This window comes from Dactylosporangium siamense (genome assembly GCF_016862795.1).
Taxonomy (GTDB): Bacteria; Actinomycetota; Actinomycetes; order Mycobacteriales; family Micromonosporaceae; genus Dactylosporangium; species Dactylosporangium siamense.
On record NZ_BONQ01000125.1, the window covers coordinates 48812 to 63310 of the forward strand.

Below are 14499 nucleotides of genomic sequence, written 5' to 3' on the forward strand. Positions count from 1 at the left end.
GATCAGGGGACGCGGACCCCGGTCCCCAGGGTCCAGCGCTGGTTGGCGCCGCCGTTGCAGGTCCACAGTTCGAGGCCGGATCCGTTGGGATTCGTCGTGCCCGTGACGTCGAGACAGATCCCGGACTGGACGCCGGTGATCGTGCCGTTGGCGTTGACGTTCCACTGCTGGTTGGCGCCACCGTTGCAGTCGTAGAGCTCGACGTGCGTGCCGGCGGCCGTACCGTTGTCGTGCGCGTCGAAGCACTTGTTCAGGACCTTGAGGGTCCGGGCCGACGTGCTGTAGGTGATCCGCTGGTTCTCGCCGCCGTTGCAGTCCCACACCACGAGCTGCGTCGCGTTGACGGTCGTGCCGCCGGGCGAATCGGCGCAGCGGCTCGAGCTGGCGCTGATGAGCTGGCCACCGAGCTGGGTGCTGCCGGCCGCCGGCGTGACCTTGAACAGTGCCGACTCGTGGGTGCTCAGGCTGCGCGTGACCGAGTTGGACAGCGTCTCGGACGAGCGGCCCCACAGGTTGCGGACCGTGGCGGCGCCGGTGAAGCCGAGGTCGGCGAAGTTGGCGGTGATCGTGGCGGTGTTGTCGCCGAGGTTGAACATGGCGACCGTGTAGCTGCCGTCCGGGTTCTTCGTCGAACGCCAGACCTGCTGCTGGGTGGCCTGGGAGACCGGGGTGGCCGGCCGGCCGCCGTCCCGGTCGACCGCCAGGACCTCGTCGTTCTTCAGCATGTTGAGGTCACCGGCGTCGAACTTGGTCATGTCCACACCGAGCAGCAGCGGCGCCTTGGAGATCGCCCACAGGGTGAGCTGGCTCTGCCGCTCCTGCGGCGTGAGCCCGGTGGCCGTACCGTTGCCGACCTCGAGGGAATCGGGGTCGTTCCAGCCACCCGGACCGGCGTACGGTGCCCACTTCGGCAGGTCGACCCAGCGCGAACGGATCATCCCCCAGTGGGTCAGCGTCGAGCAGTAGCACTCGATGTCGCCGCTGATCCGCCAGCTGTTGGCCTGCTGCTTCCAGGTGTTGACGTTGTTGAAGTCCAGCGTGTTGGACAGGCCGTAGTGAATGGTCCGGCCGGTCTGCCGCAGCGCGGTCGCCCAGTGGACGACGTCGTCCTGGTCGCTGGTGTGCACGCCGTCGATCTTGATGTAGTCGACGCCGTACGAGGCGAAGAGGTTGGCCCACGAGTTCAGGAACGCCTGCGCCGCAGTGGGATTCTTGGCGTAGTCGATGAAGTACATGACGTTGCCGAAGCCGCCGTAGTTCGTCTCGTACCGGCTGGTGTCGGACACGATGTCGCGGGCGTGGAACGACGTGCCCTCGATCGGGGTGTTCTGGTTGTACGCCGCCACCGGGATGCCGGGGGTCACGTACATGCCGAACTTCTCGCCGAGGCCGTGGATGTAGTCACCGAGGGCCTTCATGCCACTCGGGAACTTCGTGGTGTCGACCGCCCACCGCCCGTACTGGTCCACGGTGGTCCCGGGGTTGCGGATGTAGTAGTCGTCCAGATTGACGTACTGGAATCCCTTCGCCACCAGGCCGGCGTCGGACATGCCCTTCGCCTGGGCCTTCACTTTGGCCTCGGTCGGGCTGCGCATCAGGAAGCTCCAACTGCTCCACCCGGCCGGCGGCGTCCGGGACGCGCCGTTGTCGGATGCCAGCGCCGGCGGCGGCGCCACGACGTTCGAGATGACCAGCGACGATGCCAACACCATCGTCGCGACGAGCGCTCGTCTGTACATAACTCTCCTCGAGAAGAACGATCAACGAACCGTCCTGGCGGACCTCGCGGTTGTTACATATTGAGCGACGATGTTGGATCGGGTGTCAATGCGTACGTTTATGAAACTCTGAAACAAACACGTTCTACAGCATTCGAACACTCACTGCCGTTCGGGCACATCGCGACGGGAGTTCAGGCGGCGAAGCGCGATGATTCCGGTGACGGTCGCCGACCGGCGGTGTGTCGCCAGCTGACGAAGGACGACAACCGCGACGGCGATCGATCCGACGTACAGGGCCAGGAGTGCGGGCGTCAGCAAGCCCCAGGCCGACGGCAGCGTGCCACAGGCGGCGGCGGTCACGGTGTTGACGGCGATGTAGAACCAGGCCAGGGCTCGCCCCAGTCGATACGCCCACAGGCGGTCCTCGCCCAGTCCCAGGCATGTCACGCCGGTCGCAACAACGACGAGGAGTGATGCCACCGCGTCGCCGACCCAAACCGCCGTGGCGGCGGTCTGGTTGTCCGCGCGGAGGAGCAGCCCATCGACCGGACCCAGGAGCGGCCCGACATACAGCCAGGTGAGCAGGTAGATGGGCCCGCGAAGCAGCACCGATGCGATCAGCCCGAGCAGCAGCCAGGCACCCGGCCGTCCATTTTTGAACACGTTCAACATTCTGCGCTGATCTTGCTCAGCTACGCAACCGTCCCTCGGCCACACTGGATGTGTTGCAAGGCACCATGATGAAGGTGTGGATGATGCGTAGGGCTCGGATCGCGGTATGAGCGCGTGCTTGGGGGTCGACGCGGAGCGGGATCAACGACGCCGGGCAGAATAGAGCGATGATCAGCTACTGGGACCCGCTGCCCACGGCCCGGCGGTTGGTCGAAGGGCTTGGCAGGCCTGCTGGGGAGGTGTTCGCCGGACGCTGGGAGCAACGGAACTGGCGCAACGTCCCAGGGCCGTTCTACGCCGGCGAAACCGACAGTCTGGCCATCGGGCGGCTGGATGCACCGGAGCACATCTGCTATGACGACGACCTCGGCGACGGGTTCGGTTTCGAGTTCATCTACCGCCAGCCGGTGAACGTTCGCCAGACCGAGGCTGTGGTCAACGGCTGCCGGCTCGAGCTGTACAGCGGTTACAACTGGGACGGAGACGACCGTTGGACTGCAGGGACGGTCCGCGAGTGGTGGCGGGACCGGGGTCGGGTCCGGGAATGGGCGCTTGCGATCGCTGCTGATTGGGGCGCGGACACCCATCCGCATTGGGGCTACAACGCCGGCTCCAGGTTCCTGGGCCACTACCACGACGCCGCCCGTGGCCATCGGGACTTCGCCGCGTACCTGGATGACGGCCTGGAGGCATACCTGCGCGGTTATCTGTTCTGGCTGGATCAGCGGCGCGAGCCCCGTGCCGGTGAAGCGCTTCCCCGCCTGTAGCTGGCCGTCTCGACATCGATGCCAACCCGACCCATCACCACGCATCCGTCATCGTTCCCATGATCGGGGTGGAGCGCGTATCAAGCTTCGCTGTGCAACCGCGACCGGGAATGCAGTACGACAGGCATGATCCCGGGACACGCATCGCGTTGCGAGCACAGGACGTCGCGTTCATGCACGATCAGTTCACCCACGCAGATACTCTTGCCATGTCCGCCGCCTGGCGACCACGATCCAGGCTGCCGATCGACTCCATCGGCGACGACCGCGTCGAAGTCCTCCGGTGACTCGGCGTACTTGCGCTCGAACGCGCCATCAAGTGCGTGCTCCAGCCCCCAGAAGGTGCGGTTGAGTCGATCCTCAAGGTCGTCTTCGGAGCACCAGTCGGCGTCGACGAGCCGCCGGGTCAAGGCGGCCAGATCCGACAGACCGAGGTAGTCGAAGGCTTCGGCGGCCTGCTGGACCTCCTCGGGAGAGCTGGTGTCCATGACCGCTGATACACCGCTGCCCATGATGCGCCCGTAAGGCTCGGCCATCGCACACAGATGCCGATCCCCGACGCCACTGCCAGGATGATCGGACATCGCGCGGTTCCAGACCAGGTCGGCCTTGGTGAGGACGTATATCACGGCAGCATTCTATGGCGGGCCAAGGAGGCAGCCTTCTCGCTCAGTTTCGGCACCCGGCGGCCGATGGGACACCCGGGATGTCTCGTGGCGAGGAGCGGAAGTTGACGGCTCGGGTGACGATCCGCACGCGGCTGATCGCGAGCCTGCTGGTCCTGATGCTGCTCTCGGTCGGCTCGCTGGTCACGCTGGTGGCGGTGCGCGCCTCCGACAGCCTCGACAAGGTGTCGCTCGACGACGCGCAGCACATCGCCGAGGCGGAGGCGGCGCGGGTCCAGCAGACGGTGTCCACCGCGGTCGGCACCGCCCGCGACCTCGCCCGGGTGCTGGGCAGCATGGCGCAGAAGGCACCGTCGCGGGAGGCCGGCGACCTGGTGCAGCGGGGCCTGCTCGACGCGCACCCGGAGTACCACGGCGTCTGGTCGGCCTGGGACCCGAACGCGTTCGACGGCAAGGACCGGGCGTTCGTCGGGGCGGCCAACTCCGACCAGGTCGGCCGGTACGGGCCGTGGTGGTACCGGAGCGAGGACGGCACGCTGACGCTCGAGGCGATCACGGACATGAGCCCTCCGGCGGACAACGAGTGGTACACGAAGCAGAAGCAGAGCGGCAAGGACGTGGTCACCGAGCCGTACCCGTTCGACGTGCAGGGCATCACGGTGCTGTTCACGTCGATCCAGGTGTCGATCATGATCAACGGTGCGTTCGCCGGCATCGCCGCGGTCGACCTGTCCCTCGCGCAGCTCGGCACCGGCGTCGCGGCGATCCGGCCGTACGGTCATGGCAGCGCGACCCTGGTCAGCACGGACGGCAACGTCGTCGCGGGCAGGACCCTCGACCAGCTCACGAAGCCGCTCAAGGGGCCGCTCGGCGAGCTGGCCGGCCGGGCCCGCGCCGGGGGGAAGACGGTCCGTTCGGTCACCGACGTCGACGGTGCCAGCCAGATCCTCGTCGCCGTGCCGATCGCGTTGACGGCGGACAGCGTCTGGTCGCTCGTCGTGGAGATCCCCCGGTCGGTCGTCATGGCGCCGGTGCGCTCGCTGCGCAACCAGGCGGTGCTGTTCACGCTCGTGGCGTTGCTGCTGAGCGGGATCGCGGCGTTCTTCGTGGCGCGGGCGGTGGTCGCGCCGATCACCCGGCTGCGCGACCGGATGGTCGACATCGCCGAGGGCGAGGGTGACCTGACCCAGCGCGTCGACGAGTCGCCGCACACGGAGGTCGGGCAGCTCGGCAACGCGTTCAACCGGTTCGTGCTGAAGGTCGCCGGCACCGTCCGCGGGATCGCCGACGCCGCCGACGACCTCACCCGGGCCAGCGGCGAGATCACCGACGTGTCGTCCCGGCTCGCCGGCTCGGCGCGCACGTCGGCCGAGCAGGCGGAGCACGTGTCGGCGTCGGCCGGGCAGGTGTCGCACAACGTGGAGACGGTCGCCGCCGGTGCCGACGAGATGGGGGCGTCGATCCGCGAGATCGCCCAGAGCGCGGCGGAGGCGGCCCGGGTCGCGACCGCGGCGGTCGAGGCCGCCGAGCGCACCGACCGGACGGTGACGAAGCTCGGCAACTCCAGCGCCGAGATCGGCGAGGTGCTGGCCACGATCACGTCGATCGCCGGCCAGACGAACCTGCTCGCCCTCAACGCGACGATCGAGGCGGCCCGCGCCGGTGCGTCCGGCAAAGGGTTCGCGGTCGTCGCGAGCGAGGTGAAGGAGCTCGCGTCGGAGACCGCCCGGGCGACCGACGACATCGCCGCCCGGATCGACGCGATCAAGACCGACTCGGCCGAGGCGGTCAGCGCCATCCGGCAGATCGCCGAGATCATCCACCAGGTCAGCGACTACTCGACGACGATCGCGAGCGCGGTCGAGGAGCAGACCGCGACCACGAACGAGATGAGCCGCTCCGTCAACGACGCGGCCACCGGGTCCCGGGACATCGCCCACGTCATCGACGGAGTCGCCGGAGCCGCCGCGACCGCCACGACCGACGCGCGCGCGGCGCAGGAGGCCGCCGACCGGCTGTCGGAGCTGTCGACGCGGCTGCGGACGCTCGTCGGCTCGTTCCGCTACTGACGCGGGGTCCCCGGTCGGCAGCCGCGGTGCACGACCGGCGGCAAGGGGTCAGGGCACGAGCACGACCTTGCGTCGAGCGCCTGCGACGCGGTCATCCCGGCCAACGGCAGCGGCACCGCGTCGACCGCCGCCACCCCGTCGGGCAGCGGCACGACCAGGTCGGCGGGGAGGGTGACGAACTGGGCGTACCCGCCACGCTGGGTCGATTTGTGCGAGGTGAACGCGACCACCGGCTGGCCCGTGGCCTCGACGGTCCCGGCGACGTCGTACGCGTCGATCACCACCATGAAACCAGCCTACCGACGCACCGGGCTGTCGAAGACGTCGCGGCGGCGTCCCGGGCATGGTCGGGCGTGCGGGCGCAGTGCGCCCGACACCCGACCACCGTGCGCACCGCGCCGCCGCCGGGACCGCTCCGGGCCGTTACTCGCTGAGCCCGGCCACGATCGGCGAGACGGTGCCGACGTTGATGCCCTTCGTTGAGCACGCCTGGGTCGCCAAAGGCACGAACACCGAGGCCGTCTCGTCCGGCGGGTACACGCGGAACCCGGCCACCTCCACCGCGTGGCACTGGGGTTCGAACGCGCCCGGCTGCCCCCGTTGCACCACCGCGTGGGCCGCGCCCTGCGGTGCCAGCACGACCCGGGCCGGTGTCACGTTCTGCTCTCGCTGGAGAGGGTCGTTGACCTGCTGCCCGGAGGGTCCGGTCAGCCACGAGACCCCCGGGTACCCGTACAGCGTGCAGGTGCGCGCCGAGACGTTCCGGAACACCAGCCAGTCGTACTGGCTCCCGGCGGCCCCGCCACCCGGGGCGCCCTGCGTGGTTACCCGCAGGTCCCCGGTGTGGCACGCCGCGGACCGCGGTTGCGAGCCGCTCGGCACGGCGGAGCCCGGCGGGGCGCTCGACCCCGTGACCACCGGCGCGGATGACGGCGTGACCGATGGCGCGGACGACGGTCCACCTGGCCCCTCGTTCGGGTCACAGCCCGCGGCGAGCAGCGGCAGTGGCATGAGCGCCAGAGCGGCGATACAGCGTTTCATCAGATTCTCCCTGCGTCGATGTGGATCGGACGCCTGCTATGACGGGAGAAACGCCTTGCGGTTGACGACTGTCGCGTTGCCGACCGCTATTCGTCGAGCCCGGCCACGATCGGGGAGACGGTGCCGACGTTGATGCCCTTCGTTGAGCACGCCTGGGTCGCCCACGGCACGAACACCGAGGCCGTCTCGTCCGGTGGGTACACGCGGAACCCAGCCACCTCCACCGCGTGGCACTGGGGTTCGAACGCGCCCGGCTGCCCCTGCCGCACCACCGCGTGGGCCGCGCCCTGCGGTGCCAGCACGACCCGGGCCGGTGTCACGTTCTGCTCTCGCTGGAGAGGGTCGTTGACCTGCTGCCCGGAGGGTCCGGTCAGCCACGAGACCCCCGGGTACCCGTACAGCGTGCAGGTGCGCGCCGAGACGTTCCGGAAGACCAGCCAGGAGTACACGCCCCCGGCGGTCCCGCCACCCGGGGCGCCCTGCGCGGTCACCCGCAGCTCCCCGGCATGGCAATGCGCGGACTGGACCGGCGGCGACCCGGCCGAGACCGGCGGCTCCAGCGAGGGCGAGGACGATGGCGAGGACGAGGACGAGGGCGAGGACGATGGTGATTCGGGCGACGACGGCTCGGAGACCGACGCCGAGGCGCCCGGCGGGAGGACGGGGCCGGGTCCGGTGGCGATGCGATACGCGACGCCGGTGGCACCGGTGAGTGCCACCGCCACAGCGGCGGCGACGGCGGTCACCCGCACCGTGCGCCGGCGGCGGGCCGTGCGGGCGATCCGCTCGTACGCGCCGGGGGCGGGGCCGATCGGCTCGACCCGGTGCCGGTCCAGCCAGCCCTCGAACTGGTCGTCGGGGTCAGTCATCGGTGCCATCCAGTTCCGCTCGGATCCGTGCCCTTGCGTGGAACAGGTCCGACTTCACCGTTCCCTCCGGGCGCCCGACGATCGACGAGACCTCCCGGACCGAGAAGCCGGCCAGGTAGTGCAGCAGCAGCGCGGTGCGCTGGTGCTCGGGCAGCAGTTGGAGCGTCGCGCGCAGGTCGTCGCCCCGCTCGGGCCGCCCGTCTGGGACGTCGCGCTGGTCGGCCGCGGCCAGGCTGAGCACGCGGCGCTCCCGCACCGAGCGCCGCCAGTGGTCGCGCAGCAGGTTCACCGCGACCTTGTACAGGTAGGCGTGCGGATCGTGCGAGTCGGACCAGCGCGACAGCAGCCGGGTGAACGCCTCGGCGGCGATGTCGTGCGCGGTCTCGTCGTCGTCGACCTGCCGACGGACCCAACCGGCGAGGCGGGCGTAGTTCGCCGCGAAGAAGTCGCGTCGCACGTCGTCGTGCATCGCCGCCCGGCCCGCCTCTCGCTGCGCCCCCGCCACCGTGACCGTCACGAATCTACGACGCCACGCCACCCACCGCGGTTGAGCCTATGTCCAAGATCTTCTATGCGGCAACCCGGCGACGCGGTCACAGGGGAGCAGGGTCAGGCGTGCACGGCGTCGTCGAGGTCGGGGCGGGTGGTGCCGACGTCGTGGAGCTTGCACAGCAGCTGGTCGGCGGTGAACGGCTTCTCCAGGAACGCGATGTCCTCGTCCAGGACGTGGGTCGTGCCGAGCAGGCCGTTGCTGTAGCCGGACATGTACAGCACCGGCAGGCCCGGCCGCCGCTCGTGCAGGCACTCGGCGAGCCGGCGGCCGGACATGCCGGGCATGATGACGTCGGTGAGCAGGACGTCGCACGGGCGCTGCTCGTCGGCGGTCAGGGCCTCCTCGCCGTTCGCGCACGCCATGACGTGATAGCCGGCGTTGCTGAGGATGCGGGTGACGACCCGGGCGAGCGCCGGTTCGTCCTCGACCACGAGGACGGTGCGGCCGTCGCCGCGCGGCGGTGTGTCGTGCCGCGGGGCGGTGCTGGGCGCGGCGCCGCTCGCGGTGACCAGCGGCAGGTACACCCGGAAGGTGGTGCCGACGCCGGCCTCGCTGTAGAGGGTGATGCTGCCACCGGCCTCGGCGAGGATGCCGTAGACGGTCGACAGGCCGAGGCCGGTGCCCTGGCCGCGCGGCTTGGTCGTGTAGAAGGGCTCGAAGACGTGCGCGGCGACGTCCGGGGACATGCCCTCGCCGGTGTCGCTGACCAGCAGGCGGGCGTAGCGGCCGGTGGCCGGCCGGGGCTGCGGGTCGATCTCGGCGCCGGTCAGCTCGGCGGTGTTGGCCTCGATCACCAGGGTGCCGCCGTCGGGCATCGCGTCGCGGGCGTTGAGCGCCAGGTTCAGCAGCACCTGCTGGACCTGGCCGGGGTCCGCGCGCACCGTCAGCGGCTGCGGCGACGGCACGGTGATGAGCGTGATGTGCTCGCCGATGGTGCGCTCCAGCATCGTCTGGACCTCGGCGACGGCGAGGTTGAGGTCGACGTCCTGCGGCTGGATGGTGTCGCCACGGGTGAACGTGAGCAGCTGCCGGGTCAGGTTGATCGCGCGGTCGGCGGCGGTGCGGACGTGGGCGAGGTCGGCCCGCACGGCGGCGTCGCCCTGGCTCTGCTGCGCGGCGAAGTCGGTGTAGTTGACGATGATGGCGAGGAGGTTGTTGAAGTCGTGCGCGACGCCGCCGGCGAGCTTGCCGAGGCTCTCCATCCGCTGCGCCTGATGGGTGCGTTCCTGCATGGCGCGCTGCCGCTCGGCGGCCTCCTTCGCCGCGGCGATGTCGCGGGCGACGACGGAGATGCCGATGAGGGTGCCGGCGCGGTCCTCGATCGGGGCGACGGTGAAGGCGACCTCGAGCGGTGAACCGTCCTTGTGCACCCGCTGCGCCTCGTAGGACAGGCTGCGCTCGCCGGCGCGGATGCGGGCCATCAGCTCTGCCTGCTCAGTGGTGCCCTCCCCGCTGGTGAGGACGTCCGCGTGCCGGCCGATCGCCTCGCCGGCCGGGTAGCCGAACAGCCGCTCGGCGCCGGCGTTCCAGGCGGTGATGACGCCGTCGGGGGTCGACCCGATGATGGCGTCGGCGGTGTGCTCGACGACGGCGGCGAGGGTGGCCCGGTGGTTCTCGGCGGCGGCGCGGGCGAGGCGTTCCCGCTCGCCGGCCGCGTCGATGCGGTCCTGGCGGCCGGGCTCCACATACATGGCACCCTTGTCGAGCAGGACGCCGTACCCGCGCCGCAGCGTCCAGTAGTAGATGCCGACGACGGCGGTGAACGCGTCCCAGAGCGCCGCCGACCAGGCCGAGGCCGACGACGTGCCGTGCCCGTGCAGGATGCTCCGGTAGGACAGCAGCGCGTGCATCCCGTGCCCGACGGCGCAGCTGAAGAAGATCAGCGCGGTGGCCACGGCGAGCTTGTTCGTCAGCAGCTGGCCGGCCCGCACCACCGGCACGACGATCGCGACCATGATCGCCGCGTAGGCAGTCATGATCACGATGTTGCCGAGCAGGTAGAGCTGGTCCGGCATGCTCGTCATATCGGACGGCACACCCAGCAGTTGAGTGCGTCGGGTTGCTGTCCGTGCGGGTGGGTCCTTCGACACAGACGCCGCCGGCCGTCCGGCGGATCGTCGGCGGTCAAGGAGGTGCACCCACATGTCGAATCACCATTCGGACCGCGCGGTGGTCCTCGGCGGCAGCGTCGCCGGGATGCTGGCGGCCGCCGCACTGGCACAGCGCTACGGCAGCGTCACCGTCGTCGAGCGCGACGTCCTGCCGCCCACCAGCCGAACGAGCGAGCACCGGCGCGGCGTGCCGCAGGAAAGGCACGTGCACGGCCTGCTGCCGCAGGGCCGGCAGATCGTGGAGGAGCTGCTGCCCGGGTTCACCGAGCGGGTCCTCACCGCCGGCGGGCACCAGGGCGACGTCCTCGGCGACACCCGCTGGTATCTCAACGGCCTGCCGCTGCGGCAGGCGCACACCGGGCTGGCCGCGCTGTCCGCGAGCCGGCCGCTCATCGAGGGCTCGATCCGGGACCTCGCCCTCGCCCTGCCCAACGTGACGCTCCTGGACGGCCACGACGTCGTCGGGGTGCGTGCCGACAGCGGGGTGACCGGCGCGCGGGTCACCAGCCTGCACGGCGGCGGCTCCCGGGTCCTGCCGGCGGGTCTCGTCGTCGACGCCACCGGCCGGGGCTCCCGCGCGCCGCATTGGCTCGCCGACCTCGGGCTGCCCGGGCCGGCGGAGGAGGCGGTGCGCATCGATCTCGCGTACACCTCCCGGCTCTTCGACGTGCCCGACGAGCTCTTCGACGGCGACATCGTCGTGGTCACGGCCCGCTTCCCGGGCCAGCACCGCAGTTCGGTGATGCAACGCCTGGAAGGGGGCCGCGCCCTCGTCACGCTCGCCGGCGTGCACGGCGAGCGGGCACCGGCGGACCTCGCGGGGTTCACCGCCTACGCCGAATCGTTGCCGGTGTCCGCGACGGCGGATGTGGTGCGGGCAGCGACGCCCGCCGGTGACGCCGTCTCGTTCCGCTACCCGACGTATGTGCGCCGGCGTTACGAGCAGCTGGCCACGGTCCCCGACGGCCTGCTGGTCCTGGGCGACGCCGCGTGCGCCTTCAACCCGGTGTACGGCCAGGGCATGTCGGTCGCCGCGATGTGCGCCGGCGCCCTGCGCACGTCGGTCGAGCCGGCCGCGTTCTTCGCCGCGCAGGCGGCGCTGCTGGACGCGCCGTGGACCCTCGCGGTCCGCGCCGACGTGGAGGGCCCGTCGGAGCCGGTGCGGCGGCTGCAGCTGGCCGCGGTGCACGACGCCGAGCTGGCCGAGGCGTTCATCCGGGTGACCGCGCTGGTCGACCCGCCGTCGGCGCTGTCCGCGCCGTGGATCGCGCAGCGCCTGTCGGCCCCGTCGCCGGCCGCGGCGTAGCCGTCGACGACGCCGGCCGCGGCGTGACGAACGGCGGTCAGCGGACGAAGACGCCGGCCCGCGCCGCCGCGGTGGCCGCCTCGGCGGCGGTGTCGGCGGCGGCCTCGTCGACCGGGTCCCCGCTGGCCAGCAGCCGGTAGTACAGCGGGGCCGACACCGCCCGGATCACCTCGTCCGGGTCGGTGCCCGCGGGGACCTCGCCACGCGCGGTGGCGAGGTCCACGCACGGCGCCCACTCGCGGATGCGGGTCCGGTAGAAGCCGTGCAGCGCCTCGGCGGTCCGCGGGTCCGAGGTGGCGGCCGCGATGACCGCCTTGAACAGCGCGCCCTGCCGGGGATCGCTCAGCGTGCGCTGCACCAGCCTGGCGTTGGCCCGCAGGTCCCCGGCGAGCGACCCGGTGTCGGCCCGCGGCAGTGACTGCTCCGCCATGTCCAGCAACAGGTCGGCGACCAGCCCGGCGACGGTGCCCCAGCGCCGGTACACGGTCGTCTTGCCCACCACCGCCCGCCTGGCCACGTCGGCGAGGTCCAGGCCGGCCAGGCCGTGCTCGGCGAGCGCGTCGCCGGCGGCCTGCAGCACCGCCCCGCGCACCCTCGCGGTGCGCCCCCCGGGCCGCGTGTTCCCCGTCATAACGGTGCTCCAGTTCCGTTTAGTCAACGCCGGTGCTAGCGTAGCGGAAGCACTAACGGAACCACAGAACCATTAAGGGGAGCGGTCATGGAATACAGGAGACTGGGCGCGTCCGGGCTCAAGGTCCCCGCGCTGAGCTTCGGCGCCGGGACGTTCGGCGGCAGCGGCCCGCTGTTCGGCGCCTGGGGCAGCACCGACGCCCGCGAGGCCCGCCGGCTCGTCGACATCTGCCTCGACGCCGGCGTCACGATGTTCGACACCGCCGACGTGTACTCCGGCGGCGCGTCCGAGGAGGTGCTCGGCGAGGCGATCAAGGGCCGCCGCGACCGGGTCCTGGTGTCCACCAAGACCAGCCTGCCGACCGGCGACGGCCCCGACGACGCCGGCTCGTCCCGGTCCCGGCTGATCCGCGCCACCGACGCCGCCCTGCGCCGCCTCGGCACCGACCACATCGACCTGTTCCAGCTGCACGCGTACGACGCCGGCACCCCCGTCGAGGAGGTCCTGTCGACGCTGGACGGCCTGGTTCGCGCCGGCAAGGTCCGCTACCTCGGGGTGTCCAACTTCGCCGGCTGGCAGATCATGAAGTCCCTGGCCGCCGCCGACCGGCACGGGCACCCGCGCTACGTCGCCCACCAGGTGTACTACTCCCTCGTCGGCCGCGACTACGAGTGGGACCTGCTCCCGCTCGCCCTCGACCAGGGCCTCGGCGCGGTCGTGTGGAGCCCGCTCGGCTGGGGCCGCCTCACCGGCCGGATCCGCCGCGGCACCCCGCCGCCCGCCGGCAGCCGCCTGCACGAGACCGCATCCTTCGGCCCGCCCGTCGACGACGAGCAGCTCTACACGGTCGTCGACGCGCTCGACGAGATCGCCGCCGAGACCGGCCGCGCGGTCCCGCAGATCGCCATCAACTGGCTGCTGCGGCGCCCGACCGTCGCCTCCGTCGTCATCGGCGCCCGCGACGAGGCCCAGCTGCGCCAGAACCTCGGCGCGGTCGGCTGGTCACTGACGCCGGAGCAGGTGGCCCGGCTCGACGCGGCCAGCGCCCGGACCGCGCCCTACCCGCACTTCCCGTACCAGCGCCAGGAGGGCTTCGCCCGGCTCAACCCGGCGCCGGTGTGACAGCGATCGGCGCCCGTTGGGTAACAGGCCTCCATGACGGTCTTCGGGTTGCACAACTCCCATGAGCAGATCCACCCGTCCGCGCTGCTGGCGGCGGTGCGGCGGGCCGAGGCGGCCGGGTTCACCGCGGCCATGTGCTCCGATCACTTCTCGCCGTGGAGCGAGCGGCAGGGCCAGTCGGCGTTCGCCTGGTCGTGGCTCGGGGCGGCGTTGCAGGCGACGCGGCTGCCGTTCGGGATCGTCAACGCGCCCGGGCAGCGGTACCACCCCGCGATCATCGCGCAGGCCATCGGGACCCTCGCCGCCATGTATCCGGGGCGGTTCTGGGCCGCCCTCGGCACCGGTGAGGCCAGCAACGAGCACATCACCGGCGGCGGCTGGCCCCGCAAGGAGCTGCGCAACGCCCGGCTCCGCGAGTGCGTCGACGTCATCCGGGCGCTCCTCGCGGGCGAGGAGGTCAGCCACGACGGCCTCGTCACCGTGGACCGGGCGCGGCTGTGGACCCGGCCGGAGGAGCCGGTGCGACTCGTCGGCGCCGCCATCAGCGTGGAGACCGCCGGCTGGGCCGGGCAGTGGGCCGACGGGCTGATCACCGTGAACCAGCCGGTCGAGCACCTCCGCCGGATGATCGACGCGTACCGCGAGGCCGGCGGCCGCGGTGACCTCTGCCTGCAGGTGCACCTCAGCTGGGCGCCGACCGAGGACGAGGCCCTCGCGGTCGCGCACGAACAGTGGCGCAGCAACGTCTTCGCGCCGCCGGTCTGCTGGGACCTGGAGACCGCCGAGCACTTCGACGTCGTGTCCCGGGACGTCACGCCGTCGCGGGTCGCCGAAACCGTCCACGTCAGCGCGGACCTGGGGCGGCACACCGAGATCCTGCGGCGGTACCTGGAGCTCGGCTTCGACCAGATCTACCTGCACCACGTCGGCCAACGCCAGGACGAGTTCATCGACGCCTTCGGCGCCAAGGTTCTGCCACAGCTGGCTTGATCTCCGGGAAATCCGAAGGAC

14 protein-coding genes are annotated in these 14499 nt (G+C 71.3%); 5 read left to right on the forward strand and 9 right to left on the reverse strand.

Annotated elements, in window-relative coordinates:
• Positions 1–2: 2 nt before the first annotated feature.
• Together Dsi01nite_RS38995 and Dsi01nite_RS39000 are read right to left on the reverse strand one after the other, a co-directional pair.
• Positions 3–1739 (reverse strand): glycoside hydrolase family 27 protein, encoded by a 1737-nt coding sequence (locus Dsi01nite_RS38995; protein ID WP_203851413.1) that lies wholly within the window; start codon positions 1737–1739, stop codon positions 3–5.
• Between the two features lie 141 nt (positions 1740–1880).
• Positions 1881–2393: a hypothetical protein gene (locus Dsi01nite_RS39000; protein ID WP_203851414.1), complete on the reverse strand. Its 513-nt coding sequence runs from the start codon at positions 2391–2393 to the stop codon at positions 1881–1883.
• A gap of 167 nt (positions 2394–2560) precedes the next feature.
• On the opposite strand from Dsi01nite_RS39000, the gene Dsi01nite_RS39005 reads away from it, so the two are divergent.
• Positions 2561–3160, forward strand: a complete 600-nt coding sequence (locus Dsi01nite_RS39005; RefSeq protein WP_203851415.1) for a hypothetical protein — start codon at positions 2561–2563, stop codon at positions 3158–3160.
• A gap of 80 nt (positions 3161–3240) precedes the next feature.
• Here Dsi01nite_RS39005 and Dsi01nite_RS39010 read toward each other — a convergent pair whose 3' ends face one another.
• On the reverse strand, positions 3241–3789 hold the full coding sequence (locus Dsi01nite_RS39010; protein ID WP_203851416.1) for a hypothetical protein: 549 nt from the start codon (positions 3787–3789) through the stop codon (positions 3241–3243).
• 101 nt (positions 3790–3890) lie between these two features.
• Between Dsi01nite_RS39010 and Dsi01nite_RS39015 the strand changes: the two genes are divergently transcribed.
• Positions 3891–5855 (forward strand): methyl-accepting chemotaxis protein, encoded by a 1965-nt coding sequence (locus Dsi01nite_RS39015; RefSeq protein ID WP_203851417.1) that lies wholly within the window; start codon positions 3891–3893, stop codon positions 5853–5855.
• Here Dsi01nite_RS39015 and Dsi01nite_RS39020 read toward each other — a convergent pair.
• The 5 genes from Dsi01nite_RS39020 to Dsi01nite_RS39040 form a co-directional block, all read right to left on the reverse strand.
• Complete coding sequence (locus Dsi01nite_RS39020) at positions 5849–6142, reverse strand: hypothetical protein (RefSeq protein WP_203851418.1); 294 nt, start codon at positions 6140–6142, stop codon at positions 5849–5851. The two genes, Dsi01nite_RS39015 and Dsi01nite_RS39020, sit on opposite strands and share 7 nt — an antisense overlap.
• Positions 6143–6278: 136 nt before the next feature.
• Positions 6279–6896 carry a DUF4232 domain-containing protein gene (locus Dsi01nite_RS39025; RefSeq protein ID WP_203851419.1) on the reverse strand — a complete coding sequence of 206 codons (618 nt, stop codon included), beginning with the start codon at positions 6894–6896 and terminating at the stop codon, positions 6279–6281.
• A gap of 86 nt (positions 6897–6982) precedes the next feature.
• Complete coding sequence (locus tag Dsi01nite_RS39030; RefSeq protein ID WP_203851420.1) at positions 6983–7765, reverse strand: DUF4232 domain-containing protein; 783 nt, start codon at positions 7763–7765, stop codon at positions 6983–6985.
• Positions 7758–8282: an RNA polymerase sigma factor gene (locus tag Dsi01nite_RS39035; protein WP_203851421.1), complete on the reverse strand. Its 525-nt coding sequence runs from the start codon at positions 8280–8282 to the stop codon at positions 7758–7760. The genes Dsi01nite_RS39030 and Dsi01nite_RS39035 overlap by 8 nt, the downstream gene beginning before the upstream one ends.
• Before the next feature lie 92 nt (positions 8283–8374).
• On the reverse strand, positions 8375–10342 hold the full coding sequence (locus tag Dsi01nite_RS39040) for an ATP-binding protein (RefSeq protein WP_239136493.1): 1968 nt from the start codon (positions 10340–10342) through the stop codon (positions 8375–8377).
• 118 nt (positions 10343–10460) lie between these two features.
• On the opposite strand from Dsi01nite_RS39040, the gene Dsi01nite_RS39045 reads away from it, so the two are divergent.
• On the forward strand, positions 10461–11735 hold the full coding sequence (locus tag Dsi01nite_RS39045) for an NAD(P)/FAD-dependent oxidoreductase (protein WP_203851422.1): 1275 nt from the start codon (positions 10461–10463) through the stop codon (positions 11733–11735).
• A gap of 37 nt (positions 11736–11772) precedes the next feature.
• Here Dsi01nite_RS39045 and Dsi01nite_RS39050 read toward each other — a convergent pair whose 3' ends face one another.
• Complete coding sequence (locus tag Dsi01nite_RS39050) at positions 11773–12366, reverse strand: TetR/AcrR family transcriptional regulator (RefSeq protein WP_203851423.1); 594 nt, start codon at positions 12364–12366, stop codon at positions 11773–11775.
• Between the two features lie 87 nt (positions 12367–12453).
• Between Dsi01nite_RS39050 and Dsi01nite_RS39055 the strand changes: the two genes are divergently transcribed.
• Both Dsi01nite_RS39055 and Dsi01nite_RS39060 read left to right on the forward strand, forming a co-directional pair.
• Positions 12454–13488: an aldo/keto reductase gene (locus Dsi01nite_RS39055; protein WP_203851424.1), complete on the forward strand. Its 1035-nt coding sequence runs from the start codon at positions 12454–12456 to the stop codon at positions 13486–13488.
• Between the two features lie 33 nt (positions 13489–13521).
• Positions 13522–14478, forward strand: coding sequence for a TIGR03885 family FMN-dependent LLM class oxidoreductase (locus tag Dsi01nite_RS39060; protein ID WP_203851425.1), 957 nt, complete (start codon positions 13522–13524; stop codon positions 14476–14478).
• The last annotated feature ends 21 nt before the right edge of the window (positions 14479–14499 follow it).

Coding starts and splice junctions, on each gene's coding strand:
- Dsi01nite_RS39020 (WP_203851418.1), bottom strand. CDS start 6,142: ATGGTGGTGATCGACGCGTACGACGTCGCCGGGACCGTCGAGGCCACG.
- Dsi01nite_RS39005 (WP_203851415.1), top strand. CDS start 2,561: ATGATCAGCTACTGGGACCCGCTGCCCACGGCCCGGCGGTTGGTCGAA.
- Dsi01nite_RS39000 (WP_203851414.1), bottom strand. CDS start 2,393: ATGTTGAACGTGTTCAAAAATGGACGGCCGGGTGCCTGGCTGCTGCTC.
- Dsi01nite_RS39050 (WP_203851423.1), bottom strand. CDS start 12,366: ATGACGGGGAACACGCGGCCCGGGGGGCGCACCGCGAGGGTGCGCGGG.
- Dsi01nite_RS38995 (WP_203851413.1), bottom strand. CDS start 1,739: ATGTACAGACGAGCGCTCGTCGCGACGATGGTGTTGGCATCGTCGCTG.
- Dsi01nite_RS39025 (WP_203851419.1), bottom strand. CDS start 6,896: ATGAAACGCTGTATCGCCGCTCTGGCGCTCATGCCACTGCCGCTGCTC.
- Dsi01nite_RS39060 (WP_203851425.1), top strand. CDS start 13,522: ATGACGGTCTTCGGGTTGCACAACTCCCATGAGCAGATCCACCCGTCC.
- Dsi01nite_RS39055 (WP_203851424.1), top strand. CDS start 12,454: ATGGAATACAGGAGACTGGGCGCGTCCGGGCTCAAGGTCCCCGCGCTG.
- Dsi01nite_RS39045 (WP_203851422.1), top strand. CDS start 10,461: ATGTCGAATCACCATTCGGACCGCGCGGTGGTCCTCGGCGGCAGCGTC.
- Dsi01nite_RS39030 (WP_203851420.1), bottom strand. CDS start 7,765: ATGACTGACCCCGACGACCAGTTCGAGGGCTGGCTGGACCGGCACCGG.
- Dsi01nite_RS39040 (WP_239136493.1), bottom strand. CDS start 10,342: ATGACGAGCATGCCGGACCAGCTCTACCTGCTCGGCAACATCGTGATC.